7 protein-coding genes are annotated in these 6,568 nt (G+C 40.9%); 4 read left to right on the top strand and 3 right to left on the bottom strand.

Features of this window, described 5'->3' with window-relative positions; all coding sequences use genetic code 11:
• Positions 1-44: 44 nt before the first annotated feature.
• Positions 45-536, bottom strand: coding sequence for a hypothetical protein (locus AACS92_RS05200; protein ID WP_099110275.1), 492 nt, complete (start codon positions 534-536; stop codon positions 45-47).
• Between the two features lie 343 nt (positions 537-879).
• Here AACS92_RS05200 and AACS92_RS05195 point away from each other — a divergent pair, with 343 nt between their 5' ends.
• A complete protein-coding gene (locus AACS92_RS05195) occupies positions 880-1,239 on the top strand; it encodes a glyoxalase/bleomycin resistance/dioxygenase family protein (protein WP_241537950.1) in 360 nt (119 codons plus the stop codon).
• A 46-nt stretch (positions 1,240-1,285) separates the two neighbouring features.
• Positions 1,286-1,795, top strand: coding sequence for a GrpB family protein (locus AACS92_RS05190; protein ID WP_099110274.1), 510 nt, complete (start codon positions 1,286-1,288; stop codon positions 1,793-1,795).
• Here the strand turns inward: AACS92_RS05190 and cobD are convergent.
• Both cobD and cobA read right to left on the bottom strand, forming a co-directional pair.
• Positions 1,792-2,865, bottom strand: a complete 1,074-nt coding sequence (gene cobD / locus AACS92_RS05185; protein WP_099110273.1) for a threonine-phosphate decarboxylase CobD — start codon at positions 2,863-2,865, stop codon at positions 1,792-1,794. The genes AACS92_RS05190 and cobD overlap by 4 nt on opposite strands.
• On the bottom strand, positions 2,862-3,665 hold the full coding sequence (gene cobA / locus AACS92_RS05180; protein ID WP_099110272.1) for a uroporphyrinogen-III C-methyltransferase: 804 nt from the start codon (positions 3,663-3,665) through the stop codon (positions 2,862-2,864). The genes cobD and cobA overlap by 4 nt, the downstream gene beginning before the upstream one ends.
• A 536-nt stretch (positions 3,666-4,201) precedes the next feature.
• Between cobA and AACS92_RS05175 the strand changes: the two genes are divergently transcribed.
• Both AACS92_RS05175 and cbiB read left to right on the top strand, forming a co-directional pair.
• The gene (locus AACS92_RS05175) at positions 4,202-5,596 is read left to right on the top strand and encodes a cobyrinate a,c-diamide synthase (protein ID WP_099110271.1); all 1,395 of its coding nucleotides are present in this window, start codon (positions 4,202-4,204) and stop codon (positions 5,594-5,596) included.
• Entirely contained in the window at positions 5,593-6,567 is a 975-nt protein-coding gene (gene cbiB / locus AACS92_RS05170; RefSeq protein WP_099110270.1) for an adenosylcobinamide-phosphate synthase CbiB, read from the top strand. The genes AACS92_RS05175 and cbiB overlap by 4 nt, the downstream gene beginning before the upstream one ends.
• Position 6,568: the final 1 nt, after the last annotated feature.

Genomic DNA, 6,568 nt, shown 5'->3' with positions numbered 1-6,568 from the left:
TTATTCCAAATCCGAAGAGATGCATGACAAAGTGGTAGGTACGTTCATTGAGCGTGAATACTATCTTTCATAACAGATCTAACTATTGGGAGCATGACCTCTTTCTGCACATCAGCGTGTTTAAATTGCGGTGTAGGTACAGTGTAATCAAATACCGTATTCACAGTATCGTTGTTTTCATCAGCTTTGGTCTCAGGAGTGAACTTTTCATCGTATTCTGTTAAAAAGTATTGCAATAACTCTGGTTTATCAAAACATTTTGAGGTTATTTTCCCCTGCGATTTTTTATCATAAAGATTAATTTCTTCTGGGAATGGTTTGCCTAAAGGAAATTGGCAGTTAAAGATATTGCCATCAATAACTGCTGCGTTACTACTTCTTAATGGCATTTCAAGCTCATGTCCGTTAATAGTAACCTCATATTCTGCAGGCATGAAACGATCAGCCTGCCCCTTTAACGCATATACTTCTGATAAGGTGTAATACATATAATTGTTCGGATTGAGGATGCCGCCATTATTGTGCTCCAGTACCATAAAGGTAGATTTATTACCTTTATTATTATCAAGATAATGTACTCCCGGTGACAGTTTTACACTTCCGCTGATCCCCGGTTCGATGGTGTAATCCTTATCGTCAATTTTAAATGTGATAGTGCTGTTTGTTGGGTTGCTATAATAGAATTTGTTTTTATTGCTTTCAGGATCTAAGGCATCACAGGCTGCAAGAAGTAATGCTGCGCTACTTAATACACCAACTTTTAAAAATGTTTTGTTTTTAAAAAAAGAAAAATAAAGTATTCGGAGTTTTCAACTGAGTATGATGTTACGTTGAGTACGGTTTTAATTATCTGATAATTTTATCAAGGAGAGCATATTCATGATAAAACCAGCTACGCTTCTGATCCCTGTACCTGATGTTAGTCAGGGTTTGGAATGGTATAAACAGGCATTTCCAGAAGCAGAAAGTATTTATTTGAAAGAATTTAACTTTACTATATTAAAAATAAGAAATTTTATTCTAGAAATAGTTCAGGCAGATGAAAAAGTTTATGCTGGAAAAAATGGTACTGTTCTGTATTGGTCAGTCCCTTGTCTTAAATCAGCTATTCATAACTTCGAAGAAATAGGTGCGAAACTATATAGGGGACCGATGAAAATTGAAAATAATTTAGGAATGTGCCAATTAGAAGATCCGTTCGGAAATCTGATAGGATTGCGTGGTAAATTTTTACTATAAATGTATTCTTATTACTCAATAATACCTTTGTACTGATGAGATACATATGAGCAAAAGAATACTTGAAGTCGTTGATTACAATCCTCAGTGGCCTGTTCTGTACCAAAAAGAAGCTGAATTGTTACTTGATATATTGAACAAAAATATATCTAAGATTCATCATATAGGTAGTACTAGTGTTGAACATCTTGCTGCAAAACCAATTATCGATATTTTAGTTGAAGTGAATGATATTAACTTACTGGACAGTTATTCAGATATTATGTTTCTTCATGGTTATAAAGCGAAAGGGGAAAATGGTATCGCAGGGAGGCGATATTTCCAGAAAGGGGACGATAATCGGACTCACCACATACATGCTTTTGAGGTCGGTAATCCACGTATTGTAGATCATTTAGCTTTTCGTGATTATTTAAAGCAACACTCTAATATTGCGAAAAAATATGGAGAGCTTAAAAAGCAAATAGTTAAAGTTTGCAATAATGATAGTGATAAATATTGCCGTAGCAAAGAGGCCTTTATCACTTATCACCTTATTGAAGCGCTCCGTGTTTAGCTATAAGAAAATATTTTTTGCATGGCTGTAATTAAGCGCTGATTTTCCCACTCACTGCGTACGGCTATTCGATAGTAACGGTTATCTAGTCCGGCATAATTTTTACAATGGCGGATTAGCAACTGATGTTTCAGTAAGGCATGCCACAGATCAATCTCAGGTCGCTCACAACGAAAAAACAAAAAATTGGCTGATGGCGGCCAGACTGTCAGTTCAGAACAAGCTGAAAGTTGGTTCCATAAATAATGTTGCTGTGATTTAAGCCATTGATGTGTCGCAGCAATATAGTCATGCTCATCAAATAAAATTTCACCGACTTTTGCGGCAAAAGCGTTAATTGACCACGGCTCACGTCTGTTTTTCATCTCTGCAATAACGGTTGTATTTCCGCTGATTAAATAACCTAAGCGTAGCCCGGGAATAGCAAAAAATTTTGTCATTGAACGCAATATATAGAGATGTTTTGTGGTCGAAATTTGAGGGTTCAATCCTCGGTTATCAGGTAAAAAATCAATAAAGGATTCATCGACAATCAGCGAAATTCCATTTTTCTCGCAATATTCCACCAGCGCCTGTATGACTTGATTATCCGGCATTAACCCCGTGGGATTATTGGGCGTGGCAATAAACAAACAATCGGGTTTAATCGCAGCAAGCATATCCAGTAGACGTAAATCAGGCTGAAATCCAGTTTCTTCTGTTAATGGATAGTCGATGATTTTTGTTCCGATTTGCTGCAAAGCCCGTCGATATTCGGCAAACCCCGGAGTAAGAAGTAGAGCGCGTTTGGGTTTAAGATAACGGACAATGACATAAATCAGCTCTGTTGCACCGTTGCCTGCAATAACCTTTGTCACATCACATTTATGCGTTTTTGCAATTACCTGATGTAAATAGCGATATTCCACATCGGGATATTTTTCAATATCGGCCAGACTATTCTTTATCAACGTCTTAACGCTTTCCGGCGGGCCTAGCGGGTTAATATTGGCACTGAAATCAATGAGTGCATCGGCTGAAAGACCATATTGTTGAGAAATGCCGATAATATTGCCGCCATGTTCACTCATGGTATTACTCCGTCAATAGAACCTTCCAGTGTAGGGCAAAGCGAAGAAAGATTCAGATAAGAGGGAGAGAAGGCCAGCATTTCACTTAAATTAACCACATCACCGATCACAATCAGAGCAGGTGCATGCAGTTCCTTTTCTTCTGCCTTTGCTGCCAGTGTTTCCAGTGTGCCGATAACGCTCTCCTGCTTCGGATGGCTGGCATACATAACGACTGCCGCTGGCGTTGTCGAGGGTTTACCATGCTGAACTAATTGCTGACAGATATCTGTCAGGCGGGTCATTCCCATCAAAATGATCAGAGTGCCTTCCAGTTGAGCAAGTATTTTCCAGTTTTGTTGTTTGTCTTCCTGAGAGGTGTGCCCGGTCACTATATGAAAACCGGATGCGTAATTACGGTGAGTGACCGGGATCCCTGCATAGGCTAATCCGCCAATTGAGGAACTGATCCCCGGAACAATTTCAAATTTAATACCATATTGCGCCAGAATTTCTGCTTCTTCTCCCCCACGACCGAAAACATAAGGATCGCCGCCTTTTAAGCGCACGACTCGTTTTCCGTCCAGAGCATGTTTTACCAGAATTTCGTTAATCGCTTCTTGTGGAATAGGGTGATAATCATGTTCTTTACCGACATTAATAATTTCACAGTGATCGGGTATTTGAGCAATAAGTTCAGGATTAACGAGACGATCATGAACAATGACATCAGCAGATTGAATGCAATGTAATCCCTTGACTGTAATTAAACCCACATCGCCGGGACCTGCACCGACTAACCATACACATCCTTTATTCATGAGATGACCTCTATGGATGTAAAATATAATGAAATTATATTTTTCTTTATCTCAGGGTTTTTACTATACACAATATAAATATGTTGATAATTATTACTGCAATGCTGAACAACTGAAATTGATTCAAATCAACTTTCGTATTTTTTGATGATGAATATTTTTCAGATTAGATGTTATCGTTTTAAATTAAAGTGTTTTATGTGAAGTTAATTTAATTAAAGATAAACGGTATTTATTTTTAAACTAAAAATATCAATGCACTACTGGTTGTTATTGCCACCTCATTGTTGTTATGTGTCATTTTTCATTTTATCTCACTATAAATAATTATTAGAGGTTGTCATTAATATTATCAGTGGAATATTAATTGTTATATGGCGGGTTAATTAAAAGTCATTTTGTTTGATATATGTCAATGATTAGGAATGCATGAATTTAACATCCTATTACTAATACAAGATTAAAACTAAGAAAGTCTTAAAAACTAAATCTGATTTTAATATCAAATCAGAATTTATATGTTTTGGGGTAAGCACATGCAACAGAAATATGCTTTTATCATCGCAGGTACAGGCAGCGGATGTGGTAAGACGACGGTAACGTTGGGCATTATGCGATCCTTGATAAACCGAGAACTACGGGTACAACCGTTCAAAATCGGGCCTGATTATCTGGATGGTGGATGGCATTGTGCAGTAACGGGAGTTGCTTCACGGAATCTTGATGCTTTTATGCTCCCGGAACCTATCCTGAATGGTTTATTTAACGAAGCTATAGTTGATTACGATGTTGCCGTCATTGAAGGCGTGATGGGGCTGTATGATGGTTATGGTACAGATCCTGACTATTGCAGCAGTGCAGCGATGGCAAAGCAATTGGGTTGTCCGGTAATTTTGGTGGTGGATGGTAAGGCTGTTTCCACCTCGATTGCTGCAACAGTGATGGGATTTCAGCTATTTGATCCGGCAGTGAATATTGCAGGTGTACTGATTAATCGCGTTAATCGGGATAGTCATTTTCAGCTTTTAAAACAGGCAATTGAAAATTACTGCGGTATTCCTGTTTTGGGGCGGCTTCCCGTTATGCCTGAAGTGACACTTCCTTCTCGTCATTTAGGGTTGCTTCCAGCGCAAGAACAGCGAGATCAACATGCTGAACGCTGGTCCCGTCTTGCTCAGCAGGTTACAGACTCGATAGATTTGGATAAGTTGCTGGATTTAACCCGGTTATCTTCGCTGCCAAAAGGCGATATAGGCTCTTTGGTTGATCCTACTCTAGGGCGGGGTTTAACGCTGGCACTGGCAGAAGACGAAGCATTTCACTTTTATTACCCGGATAACCTGTTGTTATTGGAAAAGGCCGGTGTATCAATCAAACGTTTCAGTCCTCTGCATGATCACCAACTCCCTGAATGTCAGATGGTTTATCTGGGGGGAGGGTATCCTGAAATTTATGCCAGCACTTTAGCTGCCAACTACGCCATGCATACAGCATTACGTCAGGCACATCAGAAAGGTATTCCCATTTATGCAGAATGCGGGGGGTTGATGTACCTCGGTGATGCCCTGATTGATACGGATGGTGTACGGCATAGCATGGTGGGGCTGATTTCTGGTGAAAGCCGGATGGATGATCACCTGAAACGCTTTGGTTACTGCGAAGCCACGGCAATGTGCGATACGCCTTTAATTGCGAAGGGAGAAACATTGCGTGGGCATGAATTTCATTACTCAGATTTTATTACGGCTCAGCCTGCGGTTTTTCAATGTATTAAGAAAACAAATACCAAAGAAGCCTCAGAGAAAATCCAGAAAAGCTGGCAGGGCAGTTACCTGAATGGCAATACACTGGCGGGTTATCTGCATATCCATTTTTCCCAACGGCCTCATTTGCTCCATCGCTGGTTAATGCTGGCCCGGAGGCTGTTATGACCGTCTTATTGTGGTTCTCCGCTTTTATTCTGGATATGAAATTGGGTGATCCTCTTCATTGGCCTCATCCCGTACGCTGGATAGGGCAGCTTATCAGCCGGTCTGAGCAATTTATTCGTCGGGTTTGTCAGACCGAAGCCAGTCTGAAATGGGGTGGTGTGCTGCTATGGCTTGTCGTTGTGGGGAGTACTTGGCTGGCGAGCTATTGGTTTTTGCAACTGGCCTATGGGCTGATGTTCTGGCTGGGATGTGTAGCGGAAATCTGGCTGATCTATACCATGCTGGCAGGACGTAGCCTGAGCGATGCAGCAAATACTGTTTATCAGGCATTGTGCAAGGAAGCTACAGATCACAATAATTTGGATATCAGCCGTCAGGAGCTTGCCAAAATTGTTGGCCGTGACACTTCTCAATTACAACCGCCACAAATCAGCTGCGCTGTGATTGAAACTGTAGCTGAAAATAGCGTGGATGGCGTGATTGCTCCTTTATTTTTCTTAATGCTTGGCGGCGTTCCACTTGCTATGGCTTATAAGGCAATCAATACCCTTGATTCAATGGTGGGATATAAAACGCCCCGTTATCAGGCAATAGGAATGTTTTCAGCCCGTATGGATGATGTCGCGAATTGGTTACCTGCGCGTCTTGGATGGCTTCTCTTGGCAATGGCCGCAAAATGGCAGGGACTGGATTTTCGGCAGGCATTGCGTATTGGTTGGCGTGACCGCTACCAGCACAGCAGCCCGAATAGCGGCTGGTCAGAGGCAACGATGGCAGGAGCATTAGGTATCCGCTTGGGTGGGCCGAATGTCTACTTTAACCAGCTGGTCGAAAAGCCGTGGATTGGTGATGAAAAGCGCGAAGTCACACCAGACGATATACCTCAGTCTGTTCGAATAATGCAAGTAGCATCAGTCATGGCGCTTTTGCTTTTTGCCCTGCTGTATAGCCTGTTCAGCGTGATGATATAAG

The organism is Xenorhabdus sp. KJ12.1 (assembly GCF_963876495.1).
Lineage (GTDB): Bacteria > Pseudomonadota > Gammaproteobacteria > Enterobacterales > Enterobacteriaceae > Xenorhabdus > Xenorhabdus stockiae.
This window is presented reverse-complemented; position numbering and strand designations above follow the sequence as displayed.